This is a genomic window from Streptomyces sp. NPDC005266 (genome assembly GCF_040607655.1).
GTDB lineage: Bacteria > Actinomycetota > Actinomycetes > Streptomycetales > Streptomycetaceae > Streptomyces.
Window position 1 is genome coordinate 1 of sequence record NZ_JBEXHC010000006.1, and the last position, 18,141, is coordinate 18,141.

Sequence of the window (18,141 nt, forward strand, 5' to 3'; positions counted from 1 at the left end):
CCTGCCAAGGGCATGGCTGGTTGGCTACGTTCGGGAGGGATAACCGCTGAAAGCATCTAAGCGGGAAGCCTGCTTCGAGATGAGGACTCCCACCCACTTGATGGGTTAAGGCTCCCAGTAGACGACTGGGTTGATAGGCCAGATATGGAAGCCGGGTGACCGGTGGAGTTGACTGGTACTAATAGGCCGAGGGCTTGTCCTCAGTTGCTCGCGTCCACTGTGTTGGTTCTGAAGTAACGAACCGTGTCCATCTCCGGTTCAACTTCATAGTGTTTCGGTGGTCATTGCGTCAGGGAAACGCCCGGTTACATTTCGAACCCGGAAGCTAAGCCTTTCAGCGCCGATGGTACTGCAGGGGGGACCCTGTGGGAGAGTAGGACGCCGCCGAACAAATCTTATAGAAAGCCCGGTTGGGAGCTCAGCTCCCAACCGGGCTTTTTTGTTTGCCGGTTAGGCTGGCGCCATGCGCTACGACCTGGTCGTCTTCGACAACGATGGAGTGCTCGTCGACAGCGAGCCCCTCTCCAATCGGCTGCTCGCCGCCTATCTCACCGAGTTGGGCCACCCCACCAGCTACGAGGACTCCATACGCGACTACATGGGATCCGCCATGCACCGCATCCATGACCTGGTCCATAAGCGCTCGGGGCAGCGGCTTCCGGAGGACTTCGACGCGACCTTCCACAATCGGGTCTTCGACGCCTTCCGCCGTGAGCTGGAGCCGGTCGTCGGCGTCTCGGCGGTCCTGGAGAAGCTGCGGGCGGACGGTGTTCCGTACTGCGTCGCCTCTTCCGGCAGCCATGACCGGATCAGGGTCGCCCTCCGCAAGACCGGGCTCTACGGCCATTTCGGTGAGGACCGCATCTTCAGCTCCGAGGATGTGGGGCGCGGTAAGCCCGCCCCGGATCTCTTCCTGTACGCGGCCGCCCGGATGGGGGTGGAGCCCCGGCGCTGTGCGGTGGTCGAGGACAGCCCGCTCGGAGTCCAGGCCGCCGTCGCCGCCCGGATGGATGTGTACGGCTACACGGCCATGACGCCCGCCGCCGAACTGTCGGCGGCGCAGGCGCTGTTCGCGGACATGGTCGAGCTGCCGCCCCTGCTCGCATCTACCCCCGCGTAGCGCGGGGCCGTACGCTCGTCGGCCATGACGGATACGCGTCCCGGCCCGCGGCTGCGGCACGGCCGGGCCTCGCTGACCATCAGCTTCTTCGTCCAGGGCGCGATCTTCGCTCTGCTGGTGACGCGTATACCCGCGCTGCAGGACCGGTACGGGATATCCGACGGCCTGTTACCTCTCTTCCTCGCGGCTGTCCCCGTGCTCGCCGGCCTGGGCAGCGTCGGCACCGAGCATCTCGTCAAGCGGGTGCGGCCGGGGCGTGTCCTCCGCTTGGTGCAGCCCGTGGTCTCCGTCGCGCTGCTCGCGGCGGGGTCGGGCTCGACGGTGTGGCAGCTGGCCGTCGCGCTCGGGGTCTTCGGCCTGACGGTCGGTGTGCTCGACGCGTCGATGAACATGCTCGGGGTGAGCCTGCAGCGCGCGTACGGGCGGAGCGTCATGCTCGGCTTCCACGCCGCGTACAGCCTGGGCGGCATCACCGGCGCCTCGCTCTCCTGGGTGGGAGCGCACGCGGATCTGCCGCTGCCCGCGCTCTACGCTCCACTGGTCGCGACCCTCGTCCCCGTCGCGTTCATCGCCGGCCGCTGGTACGCGGACCAGCCCGGCCAGGACGGCCCGGCGAGCGAGAAGGGGCAAGAACGCGACGACAGTAGTGCGGTGAGCATGAAGCCGCTGCTGCCGCTCTGCCTCGTCATGTCCTGCGCCTATATCGGTGACTCCACCGTCTCCAACTGGAGCGCCAAGTATCTGGAGGACGTACTGCACAGCTCCGAGCAGCTGGCCACCGTCCCCTACAACGTCTATATGGTCACCACGCTCCTCGGCCGCTCCTTCGGTGACCTGGGGGTGCGGCGCTTCGGCGCGGTCACCGTGGTCCGGGCCGGGGCCCTCCTTGCCGCCGGCGGCTTCGCCGTTGTCGCGGCGGCGTCCGGCGCCTGGGTGGGGATGCTCGGGTTCACCCTGCTGGGGCTGGGGCTGTGTGTGCTGGTGCCGCAGACCTTCGCGGCGGCCGGGCGGCTCTTCCCCGGGGCCTCCGGCGCCGCCATCGCACGCCTGAACACCTTCAACTACGTCGGCTTTCTGGTCGGCTCACCGCTCGTCGGCGCGCTGGGCGGGGCGTGGGGCTACCGCGAGGCGATGCTGGTGCCGATGACGCTCGTGCTGGTGACGATCCTGTATGCAAGGTCGTTCAGCCCTGTACCAGACGGATACGGTGACGGTCATGAGCGGCCGCGCACAGTTGATGTGGGATGAGGAAGTAACCGGATACGACTTCGGCGCCGGGCATCCGATGGACCCGGTGCGGCTCGCGCTGACCATGCGGTTGGTGGAGGCGTTCGGGCTGGACCGGGCGGTCGAGGTCGTGGCCGCCAAACTGGCGGGGCAGTCGACCCTGCGCCTGGTCCACCGGCCGGACTACATCGAGGCGGTACGGCGGGCCTCGGCCGACCCGGAGGCGGCAGAGGGTTCGTACGGTCTCGGGACGATGGACGACCCGGCCTTCGCCGGGATGCACGAGGCATCGGCCCTGATCGCCGGGCAGTCGGTCGGCGCGGCGGAGAGCGTCTGGCGCGGGGAGGCGCTGCACGCGGTGAACTTCGCGGGCGGGCTGCACCACGCCATGCCCGGCGGCGCGTCCGGGTTCTGTATCTACAACGACGCGGCGCTGGCGGTCGCCCGGCTGCTGGAGCTGGGGGCCGAGCGGGTCGCCTATGTGGATGTGGACGTTCATCACGGGGACGGCGTACAGGCCGCCTTCTGGGACGATCCGCGGGTACTGACCATCTCCCTGCACGAGCACCCCCGCACGCTGTTCCCGCAGACCGGCTGGCCCGAGGAGACGGGTGGGGAGGGCGCCGAGGGATCGGCCGTCAATCTGGCTCTGCCGGCCGGGACCGGGGACGCCGGCTGGCTGCGGGCCTTCCACGCGGTGGTGCCGGAGCTGTTGGCCGCCTTCGATCCCCAGGTGCTGGTGACCCAGCATGGTGCGGACACCCATATCGAGGATCCGCTGGCCCACTTGGGGGTGACCGTGGACGCGCAGCGGGCGGTCGCCGAGAGCTGCCATCGGCTGGCGCACGACCACGCGGACGGGCGCTGGGTCGCGCTCGGGGGCGGCGGCTACGCGGTGGTGGACGTGGTGCCGCGATCCTGGACACATCTGGTCGCGATCGCGGCGGGGCGGCCGGTGGCGGCGCGGACGCCGGTGCCGGAGGAGTGGCGGCAGGAGGTGTACCGGCGGACCCGCCAGGACGCGCCGCGACGGATGACGGACGGGCGGGAACCGCGCTGGCAGGACTTCGCCGAATCCGGGTACGACCCGGCGGACCGGCTGGACCAGGCGATCCTGGCGACGCGCCGGGCGGTGTTCCCCTACCACGGGCTGCTTCCGTAGCCTCCATGGGCTGCTTCCGTAGCGGCCGCGGCGCTGTCCATGGCCGGGTCCGGGCGGCGTCCGGAGCGGCTCGGGGGCGGGGGCCGTTAGGCCAACCGTGGGGTCCGGTGCCGTTCCACGGCGGGCGGCGGTGGTGATCCGCGAGCATCGACGGTGTGTTGAGTACCGCCGCGCTGCGCGCGCATCTGCTGGCGGCGAGGCTCGCCGGGCCCGTGACGACGAGCCGGGAGGAGAGCCTGCGCCGCTACCGGCTCTTCGCCGCCCGGGACCCCCGGGTGCTGCTCGGGCTGGAGCCCGAATGCGACTGGTCTTTCCTTGAATTACTTCGCCTGATGGGTGACAAATGCGGGGTTTCGGCCAACCCGGCGCACATCTGTGGTCAGGATGTGATCGATCCGGAGCGGACGATCACCGCGCTGCATGGATTCGCGGATCGGCTCCAGGTCGCCGCCCGGGCGCGGCTCCCGGTGCTCATCGGGACCGGCCATCCCCACCGTCTCCTTGGCTTCTACGCCTCGTTGGCGTCGGCGCTCTCGGCGGCCGGCTGCCGTGTCCTCACCCCCGCGCAGGGTAGATGTATCGACATAACGACCCGATTCGGCGTACGTACCCACCAGCTCGCCTACGTACGAGGAGTTGCGATGGTGCGGGAACCCGGCGCTCGTGCCGGCGCGAGTGAGCCGGGCGTCCACAGTCATTCCCCGCTCCCGGTTCGGGTCGCGCTCGGCTGTGCCGCCGATTCCGGCGGCCCCCTGCCGGGGTTGGTCATCGGGGACCACGGATGGGTCTGCGGGGCAGGTCAGCTGGGCTTTGAGGCCATCGGGCTGGGTGACACGGACGACCCCGCGCTGTTCGTCGGGGAGGCCGAGGGGCAGGTGTCCGTCGCCGTTCCGCTTGATGACGCTGTGCGGTCTGTTTACTACCGGCCGATTACTCGCTATGTACTCAATCGAGCGTGTCTGTCACAGTAGGCGTCCGGTCGCTACTCCTCTTCCCCACTTGCATCACCCGCCCCTAATCTGGGGAGGAGCGCGCATGCGAGCAGGAGTCACCGGAGGGGAAGCCGGTGCCCGACATGTGCGGAAGGTTCAGGTGTGTCATGGCTGCTGGCGAAAGGCCTCTGAACGAGGTTCAGTTTTTGACCGTGGCGGAAGTCGCCGCGGTGATGCGAGTGTCCAAGATGACCGTGTACCGCTTGGTGCACAGCGGTCATCTGCCGGCGATCCGGGTGGGCAGGTCCTTCCGGGTGCCGGAGCAAGCGGTTCATGAGTACCTCCGCGAGTCCTATGTGGGGGTGGAGTCCGCTTAGGTCCGGTCCGTCCGGGCCTGGGGAGGACCCTCGGATTACGTGGTTCGCTCGGTGCCGGGTAGGCTGGCCCGATGTAGGTCGTGTGGGCTCGGACGCCCCGCACCGAGTGATTCGAAGTGAGCGAGGGTAGTCGTGGGCTCTGTTATCAAAAAGCGGCGCAAGCGGATGGCGAAGAAGAAGCACCGCAAGCTGCTCAAGCGCACGCGCGTCCAGCGTCGCAACAAGAAGTAAACAAGCGACGCTGTGTTCGTCCCGCAGCCCTTCCACCCACGGTGGAAGGGCTGCGGTGCGTGCGCGGCCCGGGCCCCGCTCCCGGCCCGCCCCTGGCCTCGGCTTAAAACGTCGCTCCGTGCGGCGAGTGGTCATCACAGCGCAACTTTGAGCGGTTACGGTGTTCGCCACAGCCCAGCTCGGACGAGGGTGGGAAGGAAGGCGCTGATCTTGGGGAAGGTCGTGCTCGTCACCGGAGTCGCTCGTCGGCTGGGAGGCCGGTTCGTCCGGCGGATACAGCGCGAGCCCGATGTCGACCGGGTGATCGGTGTGGACGCGGTCACACCCGAACACCATCTCGGCGGCGCCGACTTCGTCCGGGCCGACATCCGCCATCCCACGATCGGGAAGCTGCTCGCCGAATTCGGCGTCGACACCGTCGTCCACATGGACATCAACGGCACCCCGCTCGGGGCGCGCGGCAATCGCGCCTCGATCAAGGAGAACAACGTCATCGGCACCCTGCAGCTGCTCGGTGCCTGCCAGAAGGCGCCCTCGGTCCAGCGGCTCGTGGTCAAGTCCAGCACCAATGTGTACGGCTCCGCGCCCCGCGACCCCGCCGTCTTCACCGAGACCACCACGCCCAAGTCGCTGCCGAGTGGCGGCTTCGCGAAAGACACCGTCGAGGTCGAGGGATACGTACGGGGCTTCGCCCGGCGCCGCCCCGATGTCGCGGTATGTGTGCTGCGCTTCGCCAACATCCTGGGGCCGTGCGCGGACTCGCCGCTCGCCGAGTACTTCGCGCTGCCCGTGCTGCCCACCGTCATCGGGTATGACCCGCGGCTCCAGTTCGTCCATGAGAAGGACGCCATCGAGGTGCTGCGGATCGCCGCCTCGGAGCCCCGTCGAGCCACGCTCAACAGCGGCACGTTCAACATCGCCGGAGACGGTGTGCTGCTGCTCTCCCAGGCCGCCCGGCGGCTCGGCCGGCCGACGCTGCCGCTGCTGCTGCCCACCCTCAGGTGGGCCCGCACCGCCCTTCGGTCCCTCGGCATCACCGACTTCTCGCCCGAGCAGATCCGGCTGCTCACCCATGGCCGGGTCGTGGCCACCAACCAGATGCGCGAGACCCTGGGTTTTGAACCCGAGCACACCACCGCCGGCGCCTTCGCGGACTACGCGCACAGCCGCGGTCCCGGGCTGCTCCCGCCCGAGACCCTCGCCCGTACCGTGGACCGGCTCGCTGCGCTGCTGCCCGCCGGCGCCCAGAACTGAGGAGCGCAACCACCATGGCGGATGCCAAGGTCATTCCGTTCGGTGAGGAACCGCGGTCGCGGCGCAAGAGCGTTCGCGCGGGGCGTCCCGGCCGGTCACAGGGTTCGCTCAAACCCGTGCCGCAGCAGCGCGACGAGGAGCTGGGGCAGCCCGCCGAGACGGCCGCCGCGGCCGTCCCGCCCCTGCCGCCGTACCCGCCCAAGCGCGCCCCGGGCAGCGGCGACTGGGAGCGCAAACTCGCCCGTGGGCTGAGCTTTCTGCGCCGCCGGATCACCGGGGACTACGAGGTCGACGACTTCGGCTACGACCGCGATCTGACCGACCAGGTCCTGATGTCGCTGCTGCGCCCGATCCACGAGAAGTACTTCCGGGTCGAGGTGAAGGGCATCGAGAACATCCCGGACAGCGGCGGTGCGCTCGTCGTCGCCAACCACTCCGGGGTGCTGCCGCTGGACGGGCTGATGCTTCAGGTCGCCGTGCACGACAACCATCCGGCCCACCGCCATCTGCGGCTGCTCGCCGCAGATCTGGTCTTCATGCTGCCGGTCATCAACGAGCTGGCGCGCAAGGCGGGCCACACCCTCGCCTGCTCCGAGGACGCCCAGCTGCTGCTGGAGCGCGGCGAGGTCGTCGGGGTGATGCCGGAGGGCTTCAAGGGGATCGGAAAGCCGTTCTCGGAGCGGTACAAGCTGCAGCGCTTCGGGCGGGGCGGCTTCGTCTCGACGGCGCTGCGCGCGGGGGTGCCGATCGTGCCGTGCTCGATCGTGGGCGCCGAGGAGATCTACCCGATGGTGGGGAACGCGAAGACGCTCGCCCGGCTGCTCGGCATTCCGTACTTCCCGATCACTCCGACCTTCCCGCTGCTCGGGCCGCTGGGCGCGGTGCCGCTGCCGACGAAGTGGACGATCCAGTTCGGCGAGCCGATCCCGACCGACGGCCATCCGCCGGAGGCGGCGGATGACCCGATGCTGATGTTCAACCTGACGGACCAAGTAAGGGAAACGATCCAGCACACGCTTTACAAATTGCTGGTTCAGCGGCGCTCGGTGTTTTTCTGAGGTGTGGCGGACGTCATGGGCGCGGCCCATGGTCCGACGGACGGAGCCCGGCGCAGGCGGCCGAAGCTTGTGAGGGCCGCCAGGGCCGCGAGCAATACGAGGGCGGCCGGGAGGAGGGCCAAGTTGCTGGTGCGGCGGCGCTCGGTGTTCTTCTGACGGGTGGTGGTGTGCGCTACGGCACACCACCACCCACCACACTCATCTCGTGTCGTCCCCGTCGAGGGTCAGGCCCGGCAGCAGATCCGGCAGCAGCGGCGGGATGGTGATGTCCGGCTGGGACGGCTTGCCGCCGGTGTCGCCCTTGCCCGTGGGCGGGCTGGGGGTCGCGGCGCCGGTCGGCGGGTCCAGCAGACCGCCGGCTCCGCCCACCAGGCCGCCCTGGTCCTCGGCGCCCGCCGAGGACGACGGGTGCGGCCGGGGCGAGATGTCGCGGCCCGTGTGGCCTCCGTTCGGGATGGCCGAGGAGGGCGCCGAGCGGCCGTCCGGGTCCACGGCGCCGGGGCGCTCGGGGGCCTCGCCGCTCTGCTGGCCGGTCTGGCCCCGCTGGTCCTTCGTCGTCGGCAGCAGTGGCTCCAGCGGGCCCACTTCCTGGTCTATGGCGGCGAAGACGGAACTCACCTCGTCCCCGACGTCCATGAGCTGGACCGGCAGCCGGGTGCGCAGCCGGCTCCAGCCCTCGCGATGCGCCTGGGCGAAGGACGACAGCTCCCGCATGGGGCCGAGCGAGCCGTCCCGCTCGTACACCTGGTGCAGCAGCCGGTGGCCCTCCGAGGCGTCATGGCGCATACCGGCCAGCGCCCGGCGGATCTCGCCCAGCGAGTCATGGTCCAGCGCGCCCGAGCGCACCCGCTCCATGAGGCGGCGCGCCTCGCTCATCCGGGTCGACGCCTGGTCCAGGTAGATCCGGCCGCGGGCGGCGTCGCCGTCGGCCATCTCGAGCTTGAGATCCTCCATGCCGCGCTTGAACCCGTAGAGGGTGTCGCCCGGCAGGGCGTCCGAACTGGCCGCGGCGGCGCCGCCGAAGGCGCCCGCCGCGACGCCGACCGTGAGTCCCCCGGCCGCGAGCCCCTTGGACCAGCGGGAACGGGGGCGCAGTCTCGCCACGGGGGGCTTGGCCCGGTGGGCGCCGCCCGGGCGGCGGCGCTGCTCGGGCACGCGGGGCGTGCCCTCGGCGAAGGCCGCTTCCATGGCGGCGATGAGCTGTGCCCGCTGGGTGATCCTGACCTCAGGGTCCAACGTCGGTGCCGGCAGCTCGCCGAGCCCGCTCGCCAGGGCCACCAGCCGTCTCTGCTCGGCGCTGTCCGCCGAGGAGCCGGGTTGTTGGTGCGGCGTCTCGTCCCGGGGGGCCTGGTGCTTGCTCTCCAGGGCCTCCAGGGCCTCCAGGGCCTTGGCGAAGGCGTTCGCCCGCCGGTGTGCCGATACGTTCGCGATCACAGGCGGCACCTCCTCTCGTCGTGACGGTCGACTCCCCAGGACACCCGAAGGTTCCGTGCCATGCCCGCGTCCACCCGATCGAGTGAGTGGGTACGGGCAGGGCACGTCCACAAGGCGCCTGCATCCCCCACAACGAGCGGCGCAGCACCCGGGTTACGCCCTCCCGAGGAGCGGACGGACCGTGGCGGCTGCACCACCGACGGTCAGCGGACGTCGTCCGGCAGGAGCCGTGCCAGGGTGCGGACGGCCCGGTACTGAAGCGTTTTGATCGCGCCTTCGTTCTTCCCCATGACCCGGGCGGTCTCGGCGACCGAGAGGCCCTGGAGGAAGCGGAGCGTCACACACTCCTGCTGCTGCGGGTTGAGTTTTCGCACCGCTTGCAGCAGGGCCGCGTTGGAGAGCGATTCGAGGACGGAGTCCTCGGGGCTGCGCTCGACCTCGTTGGCGTCGAGCATCTCGCCGGTGGTGACCTCCAGCCGGAAGCGGCTGGACTTGAAGTGGTCGGCGACGAGGTTGCGGGCGATCGTCACCAGCCAGGCGCCGAAGTCACGGCCCTGCCAGGTGAAGGTGCCGATGCGGCGCAGGGCGCGCAGGAACGTCTCACTGGTGAGGTCCTCGGCCGTGGCCCGGCCGCCCACGCGGTAGTAGATATAGCGGTACACCGTGTCGGCGTACTGGTCGTAGAGCCGGCCGAAGGCTTCGGCCTCGCCCGACTGGGCGCGCTCGACGAGATCCATCATGCGGCGGCTGTCGCTGTCGGCGCTGGGCCGGCGGGTGGTGGAGGTGGAGCCGCGGGAGCGTCTGCCGACCGCCGCTCCGCCGTCGGCCAGGGCATAGCAGGAATTGGCCTGGCCGGACCGGTTGACGGCGCCGGTGGCAGGGCTGACGGGCACGGGCGCGGCGAGGGCGGGGACGGCATACGCGGTGGGGACGAAGCCGCGCAGACAGTCGAGGACCGTTGCGCGCAGCGTAGCCAGGCCCGAGGCGTCAACCCCGACGTGTGGGTACACGGGACTCCCAGAGGCAGAGCTTCCATCACGTGCAGTACGGGACCGTTCACCCGCCGTAGGGACGCGTGGGTACCGGTTTGCGTCTAAGGAGAATAACGCTTCGTATAGGCAGCGCTACACCCAGTTGCTCAAATCATCGTTTCCGTCTGCTCTGTTATGGATTGATGACACATCAAGTGCAGGATGCAGTGCAGAAGTTGATCGAAATCGCTCGCTGTTTGTGCGATTGTGTGGCGTGTTGTGACAAACCGACGGCAAGGGGACTGGCGGGGGCGTTGTGGGGTAGGAAGCGCGGAATGACCGAAACAGTACGGTCGCCGCCCGTTGGTGACGCTCTGTATCCATGGGTACGCCATCACGGAGCGCAATCATCGGTCAGGCCCGACCGCGCTCGGTCACGGTCGTGCGGACATGGTCAGCCGCACCGGTGACACCCCGTAACGGAATGTGAGGGGCGTACGCAGGCGGCGCCGGGGCCCGGGCGGGACGCGGGGCGCGAGGTGGGAGAGCGTCAGCGGGGCGCGAGGTGGGGGAGCGTCAGCGCGGCGCGAGGCGGGGGAGCGTCAGCGGCGCCGGCGGTGCAGCGCCACGGCGGCCGCCGTGCCGCCCGCCACCGCGCCCACGCCGGCCGCCGCCGGAATGCCGATCCGGGCCGCCTTGCGGCCCGTGCGGTAGTCGCGCAGCCGCCAGCCACGCTCGCGCGCGTGCTTGCGCAGCCGTGAGTCCGGGTTCACGGCGTACGGATGGCCGACGATCGACAGCATCGGGATGTCGTTGGAGGAATCGCTGTACGCCGCGCAGCGCGACAGGTCCAGCCCCTCCGCGACCGCCAGCGCCCGTACGGCCTCCGCCTTGGCCGGGCCGTGCAGCGGCTCGCCGACCAGTTTGCCCGTATAGATGCCGCCGACGGACTCGGCCACGGTGCCCAGCGCCCCGGTCAGCCCGAGCCGCCGGGCGATGATCGTCGCGGTCTCGACGGGAGCCGCCGTCACCAGCCACACCCGCTGCCCGGCGTCCAGGTGGGCCTGGGCGAGGGCGCGGGTGCCTGGCCAGATGCGGTCGGCCATGTACTCGTCGTAGATCTCCTCGCCGATCGACATCAGCTCGGCGACCCGGTGGCCCTTGACGATGGACAGCGCGCTGCTGCGCACGTCCTCCATGTGCGCTGGGTCCTCGACGCCGGCCATCCGGAACCAGGTCTGCTGCCAGGCGAAGCGGGCGAGCTCGCGCTTGCGGAAGAAGTGCCGCTTGTAGAGGCCCCGGCCGAAGTGGAAGAGCGCGGCGCCCTGCATGACCGTGTTGTCCAGGTCGAAGAAGGCGGCGGCCAGCTCGTCCCCGACCACCGGGAACTCCGGCTCGGCGGCGGGCGGCGGTGGGGCGGTCTCGGCCGACGACTTGCGCGCCGCCTCGGCCGATGCCTCTCCGGCGAGCACACTCCGCTCCGTGGCGGGTCGTCGACGGCGGGTGAACCATCCCAGTGCGGCCATGAAGTGAGCATAGCCAGCGCTCGGGCGCATCCCGTTACGCCCGGGTGTCCGGACGATTCAGGTTAGGCGAAAGGGGGCTGTTCAGGCCTTCGGTGCTGGTGGGCCGACCGGCGGCGGTGGTCAGCCGCCCAGCGCGGTGCGCAGCCGCCGCGGGTCCACCCGCCAGAAGTCGTGCTGCGCGCCGTCGACGAGGACCACCGGGATCTGCTCCCAGTACTTGCGGTGGAGCTCCTCGTCCTGGGTGATGTCCTTCTTCTCCCAGGGGGTGCCCAGCTCCTCGCAGACCTCCTTGATCACGGCCTCGGCGTCCTCGCAGAGGTGGCAGTCGGGCTTGCCGATCAGCGTCACCGTGCGCTCGGCGGGGTTCTTGCGGTGGGTGCGGCGCAGCAGCGGACTCATGCCGCCATTGTGCCCCGGTGCCGCCCCGGCCGGCCGGGGCGCCGGAGCCGACGAGTTCGGAAGTGGGGCCGCGGTGGATTACGATCGTGGGCGATTTGTTGGTGTCCGGGGGTAAAAAGGTGAGGAGTGGGGCCTGTGCTCCCGTTGGCACCCCAGTCGCACCGGTGCGCCCGGAGGGAACGGTGTGGCGCAGGTTGCGGTTCCGAGGCCGGCCCGATAGGGCGCGTGACACCGGTCACTTTGCTCGGACAAAGCGGACACCGTCTTTGTGCACGCGTTCACAAAGACATAGCCTGCTGTCGATGGGGCGGTCCTTCAACATTCGTCCGCCCGCAGCCCCGCTCTACCCGCAGGAGCACCGTGGCAACTGGCCGAACTCACCGACCGGCGACCCGAAGCCGAGGAATCCCCGAGGCCACCGTCGCCCGGCTACCGCTGTATCTGCGCGCCCTGACCGCGCTCTCCGAGCGCTCGGTGCCCACGGTGTCCTCCGAGGAGCTGGCGACCGCCGCCGGGGTCAATTCGGCCAAGCTGCGCAAGGACTTCTCGTACCTCGGTTCGTACGGCACCCGTGGCGTCGGCTACGACGTGGAGTACCTCGTCTACCAGATCTCGCGGGAGCTCGGCCTCACCCAGGACTGGCCGGTCGTGATCGTCGGTATCGGTAACCTCGGCGCCGCGCTCGCCAACTACGGCGGCTTCGCCTCCCGTGGTTTCCGGGTCGCCGCGCTGATCGACGCCGATCCGGCCATGGCCGGGCGCCCCGTCGCGGGCATCCCGGTGCAGCACACCGATGAGCTCGAGAAGATCATCACCGACAACGGGGTCTCCATCGGCGTCATCGCCACCCCGGCGGGCGCGGCCCAGCAGGTCTGCGACCGGCTCGTCGCCGCCGGTGTCACCTCGATCCTCAACTTCGCGCCCACCGTGCTGTCCGTTCCGGACGGGGTGGACGTGCGCAAGGTCGACCTCTCCATCGAGCTGCAGATCCTTGCCTTCCATGAGCAGCGCAAGGCGGGCGAAGAGGTGGCCTCCCCCGGCGAGGGCCCCGGCGTCGGCCCGGCTCCGGTGGCGCCCCACCGCCCGGCCGCCGGCGGCCCCGGCGCCGAGAGCGGCCGGCAAGGACCTGACGGGGATGTGCCCGCCGTGATGCCGGCATGAGTCTCCTCGTCGTCGGCCTGAGTCACCGCAGCGCGCCCGTGAGCGTACTGGAGCGCGCCGCCCTGGTGGGGGACGAGCAGGCGAAGCTGGTGCAGGACACGCTCGCCGCCGAGCCCGCCACCGAGGCCGCGGCGCTGGCCACCTGCAACCGCATCGAGCTCTACGCCGATGTGGACAAGTTCCACGCCGGGGTCGCCGAGCTGTCCACGCTGATCGCCCAGCACACCGGCGTCGGTCTGGACGAGCTCACCCCGTATCTCTACGTCCACTACGAGGACCGGGCCGTCCACCACCTCTTCTCGGTGGCCTGCGGGCTGGACTCGATGGTCGTCGGCGAGGGCCAGATCCTCGGCCAGATCAAGGACGCGCTCGCGCTGGGGCAGGAGCTGCACACCGCGGGCCGGCTGCTGAACGATCTCTTCCAGCAGGCGCTGCGGGTCGGCAAGCGGGCGCACAGCGAGACCGGTATCGACAAGGCCGGGCAGTCGCTCGTCACCTTCGGCCTGGAGCAGCTGGCCCAGGGTGCGACCGTGCCCGAGTGGGCGGCCGGGAAGCGTGCCCTGGTGATCGGCGCCGGGTCGATGTCCTCTCTGGCCGCGACGACGCTCGCACGGGCCGGTGTGGCGGAACTGGTGATCGCCAACAGGACGTTGGAGCGGGCCCTGCACCTGGCCGAGTCCCTGGCCCAGCAGCACGCCGCCACGCCGAGTGCCACCACCGCCCGCGCCGCCGAGGCCCGTGGCGACGCCACGCGTGACGGCGTCCGTGCCGCCATGGCCGGTGCCGCCGACGCCGGTGCCGCCGCGGCCCGCGGCCTCCGTGCCGCCGGCACCGGGCGCGAGGACGCTGCCCACGCCGGGGAGGGCGAGACGCGGCGCGATGGGCTCGTCGCCCGCGCCGTGCCGCGGGACCGGGTCGCGGCCGAGCTGCCGCACGCCGACATCGTCGTCTCCTGTACCGGCGCGACCGGCCTCGTGCTGACCGCCGACGATCTGCGCACCGCCCTCGCCCAGCGCGCGACCTGCCCCGCGGCGGGGCGGGACGACGCGGGCAGCGTGGTCTCGCTGCTGGACCTGGCGATGCCCCGCGACATAGACGCGGCGGCGCACCGGATCGAGGGGCTGCGGCTGGTCGACATCGAGTCGCTCGCCGAAGCCGCCGCCACGCCCTCCGACCAGTCGGGCCCGGCCGCCGGGGCGATGGCCGCCGACGTCGACAAGGTCCGTGCCATCGTCTCCGCCGAGGTGGCCGCCTTCGGGGCGGCCCAGCGGGCCGCGCACATCACGCCGACGGTGGTCGCGCTGCGTACCATGGCGGCAGACGTCGTCGCGAACGAGATCGCCCGTCTTGACGGCCGCCTTCCCGATCTGGACGACAAGCAGCGTTCCGAGATCACCCAGACCGTGCGCCGGGTCGTCGACAAGCTGCTCCACGCGCCGACCGTGCGCGTCAAGGAGCTGGCGAGCACACCGGGCGGCGCCGGTTACGCGGACGCGCTGCGTGAGCTCTTCGACCTCGATCCGCAGGCGGTCGTCGCCGTCAGCCGGGCCGACGCCGAGGGCTCGTCCGGCGCCGCCCAACCGAACGACCCGAAGGGAGGCCGGGCATGAACGTCACGCCAGCCACCCATGAGACCCCCAAGACCACCCCGCTGCGCCTGGGTACCCGCCGCAGCGCGCTCGCCAAGGCCCAGTCCGGGCTCATGGCGGACGCCGTGCGCGAGGTCACCGGCCGCCCCGTCGAGCTGGTCGAGATCACGACGTACGGCGACGTCTCGCGTGAGCAGCTCGCGCAGATCGGCGGCACCGGGGTCTTCGTCTCCGCGCTGCGCGAGGCGCTGCTGGGCGGCGAGATCGACTTCGCCGTGCACTCGCTGAAGGATCTGCCGACCGCCGAGCCCCAGGGTCTGACGCTGGCCGCGATCCCGCGGCGGGAGGATCCGCGCGACGCGCTCATCGCCCGCGACGGGCTCACCTTCGCCGAGCTCCCGCGCGGGGCCCGGATAGGCACCGGATCGCCGCGCCGCGCGGCCCAGCTCAACGCGTGGGCGCGCGGGTTGGGCCTGGACATCGAGACCGTGCCGATACGCGGCAATGTCGACACCCGCATCGGCTACGTCCGCTCGGGGGAGCTGGACGCCGTGGTGCTCGCCGCCGCCGGTCTGATCCGCATCGGGCGGATCGGCGAGGCGACCGAGCTCCTCGACGCCGACCACATTTTGCCCGCCCCCGGCCAGGGGGCACTGGCAGTCGAGTGCGCCGCGTCACACGCGGACCTCGCCGCCCGGCTCGCCGAGCTCGACGACCCGTACACCCGGGCCGCCGTGACCGCCGAGCGTTCCCTGCTCGCCGCCCTGGAGGCCGGCTGCAGCGCACCCGTGGGTGCCCTGGCCGACCTGTTGGGCGACGGTCAGGTTGTCACCGAAATGCGCCTGCGCGGCGTCGTCGGCACCACCGACGGCTCGACGCTGGTGCAGCTGTCCACCACCGGTCCCGTACCCGCGTCGCCTGCCCAGGCCGAGGACCTCGGTCGCGAACTCGCGGCCGAGATGCTCGCCAAGGGTGCGGCCGGTCTTATGGGGGAGCGAGCACTTTGAACCCCACCGCCCCGAACCACCCCGGCTGCGGGCACGTCACCTTCCTCGGTGCGGGCCCCGGAGATCCGGGCCTGCTGACGTTGCGTGCCGTGGAGGCACTCGCCGCCGCGGACGTACTGATCGCCGACCCGGACGTGCTCGACGTGGTGCGCACGCACGTCAGGCCGGGCGTGGCCGCGGACGCTCAGGGCACGGCACAGCAGGCAGACGCTGACGTCTCGTCAGCGGCCGCCGACGTCCCGGTAATCCGGGACAGGGCCAATCTTGTCATGGCGGCCGCGCGCGCCGGCAAGCGGGTCGTCCGCGCGGTCGCGGGCGACCCCGGCCTGGACGGTTACGCCGCCGAGGAGATGCTGGCGTGCGCCGCCGAGGGCATCGTCTTCGAGGTGGTGCCCGGTGTCGCCGCGGCGGTGGGCGTGCCCGCCTACGCGGGGGTGCCGCTGCGCGACGGGCAGAACGGCGACGTCCGGTTCGTCGACGCCCAGACCGCCGACGAGCGCTGCTGGAGCGAGGTCGGCTCGTCCGACGCGACCGCCGTCGTCTCCGCGACCCTGGAGACCGTCGGCGCCTGCGCGGGCGAGCTGGTGTCGGCCGGCCGCAAGCCGGACACCCCGCTCACCGTCACGATCGCCGGCACCACCACCCGCCAGCGGACCTGGACGGCGACGCTCGGGACCATCGCGCAGGTGCTGAAGTCCGCGAAGGCGCTGCCGTCGCCGCAGGGCTCGCAGCCCGTCATAGCGGTGGTCGGCGAGGGCAGCGCGGCCGAGCGGCGCGACCAGCTGTCCTGGTTCGAGTCCAAGCCGCTGTTCGGCTGGAAGGTCCTGGTCCCGCGGACCAAGGAGCAGGCCGCCTCGCTCTCGGACCAGCTGCGCTCGTACGGCGCGGTGCCCAGCGAGGTGCCGACGATCGCGGTCGAGCCGCCGCGTACCCCGCAGCAGATGGAGCGGGCGGTCAAGGGCCTGGTCACCGGGCGCTATGAGTGGATCGCCTTCACCTCCCTCAACGCGGTGAAGGCGGTGCGCGAGAAGTTCGAGGAGTACGGGCTCGACGCCCGGGCGTTCGCCGGGATCAAGGTGGCCGCGGTCGGTGAGCAGACCGCGAAGTCGCTGATCGACTTCGGTGTGAAGCCGGATCTGGTGCCCAGCGGTGAGCAGTCCGCGGCCGGGCTGCTGGAGGACTGGCCGCCCTATGACCCGGTCTTCGACCCGATCGACCGCGTCTTCCTGCCGCGCGCCGACATCGCCACCGAGACCCTGGTCGCCGGGCTGATCGAGCTCGGCTGGGAGGTCGACGACGTGACCGCGTACCGCACCGTGCGCGCCTCGCCGCCGCCGGCCGAGACCCGCGAGGCGATCAAGGGCGGCGGGTTCGACGCGGTGCTCTTCACCTCGTCGTCCACCGTGCGGAACCTCGTCGGCATCGCGGGCAAGCCGCACAATGTCACTGTCATCGCCTGTATCGGCCCGGCCACCGCGAAGACCGCGGAGGAGCACGGGCTGCGGGTGGACGTGCTGTCGCCCGAGCCCTCGGTGCTCAAGCTCGCCGAGGCGCTCGCGGACTTCGGGGCGGCGCGGCGCCAGGCCGCGATCGAGGCCGGGGACCCGGTCACCCGCCCGAGCGAGCGGCGGCCGGGATCGCGTAGGAGGGCACGCTCGTGAGCGCGAGGTACGGCGATTTTCCGGGCACGCGGCCGCGCCGGCTGCGCACGACGCCCGCGATGCGGCGCATGGTCGCCGAGACCCGGCTGCACCCGGCCGGGCTGATCCTCCCCGTCTTCGTGCGGGAGGGTCTGCAGGAGCCGGTGCCGCTCGAGGCGATGCCGGGCGTCGTCCAGCACACCCGCGACACCCTGCGGAAGACCGCGGTCGAGGCGGTCGAGGCCGGCCTTGGCGCGATCATGCTCTTCGGCGTCCCGGAGGAGTCCAAGAAGGACGCCATCGGCACGCCGGGCACCGACCCGGACGGCATCCTGCAGGTCGCCATCCGGGATGTCCGGGCCGAGGTCGGCGACGATCTTGTGATCATGTCGGACCTGTGTCTGGACGAGCACATCGACCACGGCCACTGCGGCGTCCTGGACGCCGAGGGCCGCGTGGACAACGACGCGACGCTGGAGCGCTACGCCGAGATGGCGCGGGTGCAGGCGGACGCGGGTGTCCATACGGTGGCCCCCAGCGGCATGATGGACGGCCAGGTCCGGGTCATCCGCGAGGCGCTGGACGACGCCGGGCACCAGGACGTCTCGATCCTCGCCTACACCGCCAAGTACGCCTCCGCCTTCTACGGCCCGTTCCGCGAGGCGGTCGGCTCGTCGCTGAAGGGCGACCGCAAGACGTACCAGCAGGATCCGCCCAACGCGCGGGAAGCGCTGCGGGAGCTGGAGCTGGACCTCGCCGAGGGCGCCGACATGGTCATGGTCAAGCCGGCCCTGCCGTACCTCGACATCCTTCGGCGGATCGCGGACGCGGTGGACGTGCCGGTCGCCGCTTACCAGATCTCGGGCGAGTACGCGATGGTCGAGGCCGCCGCCGCCAACGGCTGGATCGACCGGGACCGAGCGATCATGGAAACCCTGACCTCGGTACGGCGCGCGGGCGCGGGCATGATCCTCACCTACTGGGCCATGGAGGTCGCCCGGCGGCTCAACCGCGGCGAGTAGTTTCTCCACTGGTTTCTCCCCACCGAAGGGG

17 protein-coding genes and 2 rRNA genes are annotated in these 18,141 nt (G+C 71.0%); 15 read left to right on the forward strand and 4 right to left on the reverse strand.

The features are described 5' to 3' along the window. The 10 genes from ABZU99_RS13495 to ABZU99_RS13540 form a co-directional block, all read left to right on the forward strand. Positions 1-202, forward strand: a 23S ribosomal RNA gene (locus ABZU99_RS13495); the annotation flags it as partial. Positions 203-273: 71 nt separating this feature from the next. Further along, positions 274-390: ribosomal RNA gene (gene rrf, locus ABZU99_RS13500) — 5S ribosomal RNA — on the forward strand. A 73-nt stretch (positions 391-463) separates the two neighbouring features. Beyond that, positions 464-1,120, forward strand: coding sequence for an HAD family hydrolase (locus ABZU99_RS13505; RefSeq protein WP_356048923.1), 657 nt, complete (start codon positions 464-466; stop codon positions 1,118-1,120). Positions 1,121-1,144: 24 nt separating this feature from the next. Beyond that, positions 1,145-2,368 carry an MFS transporter gene (locus tag ABZU99_RS13510; RefSeq protein WP_355939881.1) on the forward strand — a complete coding sequence of 408 codons (1,224 nt, stop codon included), beginning with the start codon at positions 1,145-1,147 and terminating at the stop codon, positions 2,366-2,368. Further along, complete coding sequence (locus ABZU99_RS13515) at positions 2,337-3,509, forward strand: acetoin utilization protein AcuC (protein ID WP_356048925.1); 1,173 nt, start codon at positions 2,337-2,339, stop codon at positions 3,507-3,509. Before ABZU99_RS13510 ends, ABZU99_RS13515 begins: the two co-directional genes overlap by 32 nt. Positions 3,510-3,664: 155 nt before the next feature. Next, a complete protein-coding gene (locus tag ABZU99_RS13520) occupies positions 3,665-4,480 on the forward strand; it encodes a phosphatase (RefSeq protein WP_355939887.1) in 816 nt (271 codons plus the stop codon). A gap of 128 nt (positions 4,481-4,608) precedes the next feature. Continuing rightward, a complete protein-coding gene (locus ABZU99_RS13525; protein ID WP_135341538.1) occupies positions 4,609-4,818 on the forward strand; it encodes a helix-turn-helix domain-containing protein in 210 nt (69 codons plus the stop codon). A gap of 132 nt (positions 4,819-4,950) precedes the next feature. Continuing rightward, positions 4,951-5,049 (forward strand): AURKAIP1/COX24 domain-containing protein, encoded by a 99-nt coding sequence (locus ABZU99_RS13530; RefSeq protein ID WP_003948845.1) that lies wholly within the window; start codon positions 4,951-4,953, stop codon positions 5,047-5,049. Positions 5,050-5,259: 210 nt separating this feature from the next. Continuing rightward, positions 5,260-6,303 (forward strand): NAD-dependent epimerase/dehydratase family protein, encoded by a 1,044-nt coding sequence (locus ABZU99_RS13535; RefSeq protein WP_355939892.1) that lies wholly within the window; start codon positions 5,260-5,262, stop codon positions 6,301-6,303. Between the two features lie 14 nt (positions 6,304-6,317). Next, positions 6,318-7,361, forward strand: a complete 1,044-nt coding sequence (locus ABZU99_RS13540) for a lysophospholipid acyltransferase family protein (protein WP_355939895.1) — start codon at positions 6,318-6,320, stop codon at positions 7,359-7,361. A gap of 198 nt (positions 7,362-7,559) precedes the next feature. Here ABZU99_RS13540 and ABZU99_RS13545 read toward each other — a convergent pair whose 3' ends face one another. The 4 genes from ABZU99_RS13545 to ABZU99_RS13560 form a co-directional block, all read right to left on the reverse strand. After that, positions 7,560-8,795 (reverse strand): DUF5667 domain-containing protein, encoded by a 1,236-nt coding sequence (locus ABZU99_RS13545; protein ID WP_355939897.1) that lies wholly within the window; start codon positions 8,793-8,795, stop codon positions 7,560-7,562. Positions 8,796-8,998: 203 nt separating this feature from the next. Continuing rightward, complete coding sequence (locus ABZU99_RS13550) at positions 8,999-9,805, reverse strand: ECF subfamily RNA polymerase sigma factor, BldN family (protein ID WP_355939900.1); 807 nt, start codon at positions 9,803-9,805, stop codon at positions 8,999-9,001. A 563-nt stretch (positions 9,806-10,368) separates the two neighbouring features. Next, on the reverse strand, positions 10,369-11,292 hold the full coding sequence (locus ABZU99_RS13555; protein WP_355939902.1) for an HAD-IB family hydrolase: 924 nt from the start codon (positions 11,290-11,292) through the stop codon (positions 10,369-10,371). A gap of 120 nt (positions 11,293-11,412) precedes the next feature. Then, on the reverse strand, positions 11,413-11,691 hold the full coding sequence (locus ABZU99_RS13560; protein ID WP_355939905.1) for a glutaredoxin family protein: 279 nt from the start codon (positions 11,689-11,691) through the stop codon (positions 11,413-11,415). A 360-nt stretch (positions 11,692-12,051) separates the two neighbouring features. Here ABZU99_RS13560 and ABZU99_RS13565 point away from each other — a divergent pair, with 360 nt between their 5' ends. The 5 genes from ABZU99_RS13565 to hemB are packed head-to-tail and all read left to right on the forward strand — an operon-like array spanning position 12,052 to position 18,110. Beyond that, on the forward strand, positions 12,052-12,852 hold the full coding sequence (locus ABZU99_RS13565) for a redox-sensing transcriptional repressor Rex (RefSeq protein ID WP_355939908.1): 801 nt from the start codon (positions 12,052-12,054) through the stop codon (positions 12,850-12,852). Continuing rightward, entirely contained in the window at positions 12,849-14,462 is a 1,614-nt protein-coding gene (gene hemA, locus ABZU99_RS13570) for a glutamyl-tRNA reductase (protein ID WP_355939911.1), read from the forward strand. Before ABZU99_RS13565 ends, hemA begins: the two co-directional genes overlap by 4 nt. Next, a complete protein-coding gene (hemC, locus tag ABZU99_RS13575) occupies positions 14,459-15,448 on the forward strand; it encodes a hydroxymethylbilane synthase (RefSeq protein WP_355939914.1) in 990 nt (329 codons plus the stop codon). The genes hemA and hemC overlap by 4 nt, the downstream gene beginning before the upstream one ends. Next, a complete protein-coding gene (locus ABZU99_RS13580; RefSeq protein ID WP_355939917.1) occupies positions 15,445-17,109 on the forward strand; it encodes a bifunctional uroporphyrinogen-III C-methyltransferase/uroporphyrinogen-III synthase in 1,665 nt (554 codons plus the stop codon). Before hemC ends, ABZU99_RS13580 begins: the two co-directional genes overlap by 4 nt. After that, complete coding sequence (hemB, locus tag ABZU99_RS13585; RefSeq protein WP_355939920.1) at positions 17,106-18,110, forward strand: porphobilinogen synthase; 1,005 nt, start codon at positions 17,106-17,108, stop codon at positions 18,108-18,110. The genes ABZU99_RS13580 and hemB overlap by 4 nt, the downstream gene beginning before the upstream one ends. Positions 18,111-18,141 lie beyond the last annotated feature (31 nt).

Excerpts from the sequence above, each read along its gene's own strand:
- ABZU99_RS13510 (WP_355939881.1), top strand. The coding sequence starts at position 1,145 with ATGACGGATACGCGTCCCGGCCCGCGGCTGCGGCACGGCCGGGCCTCG.
- ABZU99_RS13555 (WP_355939902.1), bottom strand. The coding sequence starts at position 11,292 with ATGGCCGCACTGGGATGGTTCACCCGCCGTCGACGACCCGCCACGGAG.
- hemC (WP_355939914.1), top strand. The coding sequence starts at position 14,459 with ATGAACGTCACGCCAGCCACCCATGAGACCCCCAAGACCACCCCGCTG.
- ABZU99_RS13540 (WP_355939895.1), top strand. The coding sequence starts at position 6,318 with ATGGCGGATGCCAAGGTCATTCCGTTCGGTGAGGAACCGCGGTCGCGG.
- ABZU99_RS13515 (WP_356048925.1), top strand. The coding sequence starts at position 2,337 with ATGAGCGGCCGCGCACAGTTGATGTGGGATGAGGAAGTAACCGGATAC.
- ABZU99_RS13505 (WP_356048923.1), top strand. The coding sequence starts at position 464 with ATGCGCTACGACCTGGTCGTCTTCGACAACGATGGAGTGCTCGTCGAC.
- ABZU99_RS13560 (WP_355939905.1), bottom strand. The coding sequence starts at position 11,691 with ATGAGTCCGCTGCTGCGCCGCACCCACCGCAAGAACCCCGCCGAGCGC.
- ABZU99_RS13525 (WP_135341538.1), top strand. The coding sequence starts at position 4,609 with ATGGCTGCTGGCGAAAGGCCTCTGAACGAGGTTCAGTTTTTGACCGTG.
- hemA (WP_355939911.1), top strand. The coding sequence starts at position 12,849 with ATGAGTCTCCTCGTCGTCGGCCTGAGTCACCGCAGCGCGCCCGTGAGC.